The 1,743-nt window shown below is 45.8% G+C and carries 1 protein-coding gene; it reads left to right on the plus strand.

Going from position 1 to position 1,743, the window contains the following annotated elements; all coding sequences use genetic code 11:
* Window positions 1-115: 115 nt before the first annotated feature.
* Window positions 116-1,393 (plus strand): IS110 family RNA-guided transposase, encoded by a 1,278-nt coding sequence (locus tag AC1DOV_RS34640; RefSeq protein ID WP_477552158.1) that lies wholly within the window; start codon window positions 116-118, stop codon window positions 1,391-1,393.
* Window positions 1,394-1,743 lie beyond the last annotated feature (350 nt).

Raw genomic sequence — 1,743 nt, forward strand, 5'->3', positions numbered from 1 at the left:
CCCGTTAACATTCCTGTAGGTGTTAGTAGATTCAATTTGCAGTAAAACGAACGCCCCGCTAGGATGAGTATGTACTGGGTTGGAGCCCTCAGAACTCACCTTAGGAGGCGTTATTATGAAGTCTAGACTAACTAAAGCTCAAAATCAACGTGTAGAACGTGTTTCCACTTCTACGCTTGTCATTGGCATCGACATTGCCAAGGAGAAACATGCTGCTCAAGCTATTAACTTTCGAGGTATTGTCCTCACCMATCGCCCCATTATGTTTTCGAACGACCATGCGGGCTTTGAGCATTTAATAAGCAGTATTCGTAAATTACAGAACATGCACAACTTGAACGACGTCATTGTGGGAATGGAGAGTACCGGTCACTACTGGTTCAATCTCGCTCATTGGTTGATGAATCAAGGGATTTCTGTTGTTCTTGTTAATCCAATGACGACCAAACGCAATAAGGAAAACAGAGATAACTCTCCATCTAAGAATGACCCAAAGGACGCTTTGGTCATTGCCGATGCAGTGAGCCGCGGGTTTTATACGCCCTTCTCTCCAAAGGAAGAAGCCTTCCGCCGCTTACGGGTTATTGTCACAAACAGAGAGCACTGGGTGGTTAAATCCGGACGGATTAAGAACAGAATCCACCGCTGGTTGGATATCCGTTTTCCAGAATACTGCAAAGCGTTTGAAGAWATTTTTAGTCCTCGTTCATTAGCCACTTTGCGTCGTTTCCCAGCCCCATCTGACGTATTGCAGTTAACTCCGGAGCAGATGGTGCAAACCTGGGGAATTTACATGGCTAGACCTGGCGGTGTGCGAGGCAGGAACAAGGCTATCCAGCTCCAAACACTCGCTAGACATAGCGTTGGAGACGCTACTGYCCTTGATGAAGACAAATGGGAGCTTAGGCACCTCATCGAAGAATTTGAACGAATCTGCCACATCATTGCTGAAGCGGACGAGATCATTAAAAAGCTATTGCCCGAGATCCCCTGTTCTRATCTCGTTCGATCCGTCGGTGTTTCCGTTCCCGCTATGGCTGCCATATTCGCATTTGGCGGGGACTTGCGTAAGCTGTCTCACGGAAATCAGTTATTGCGAAAGGCTGGATTAAACTTAGCGGAACGTAGTTCTGGTAAGTATAAGGGGCACATTAAGCTAACCAAACGAGGAAACTCATTACTACGGAAGCATTTATACTTCTCAGTGTTTCACCTCTTATCTCACAATCGTGCATTCCAAGCCGTGCATGCACACAATGTTGAAGTAAAACGAATGACAAAAATGCAATCCATGATGAAGTTGATTGGGAAATTGGCTCGAATGCTTGTAGCCATGGTGCGAGAAGGACAAACTTTCTCCGCGGATAAGGCTCAGCCGCTACTAGCAGCTTAACTACTAAATTCGCAACYCAGATACGTAGATTAGCTCGTTCGCAGGATTTCACAAAGAAAGCACGGAGTACCGAGATTTTTACGCTTTAGGGCATAGACCCGTTCCGTTAACGTTGATCGGACTCCACACCTTGGTAAGATRGGACGAAGGAATGTAAGGGCTTAGACCCGTTGAGATTTGGGAGAGTGAATCCCAAGGACCTTGTGGAGAGAGGCGTGCAGCAAATCTTTCTGAGGAAGATGTTGTAAATAGACCAACACCTTCTATTCCCGCATGCCCTCAAACGGAACTGCCTAGCCCATGTTATGTAATCATTTAAACTCCTATTTAAATCTATATGTGAAATCCTG

The sequence above is a fragment of the Paenibacillus sp. 01T47 genome, from assembly GCF_056398245.1.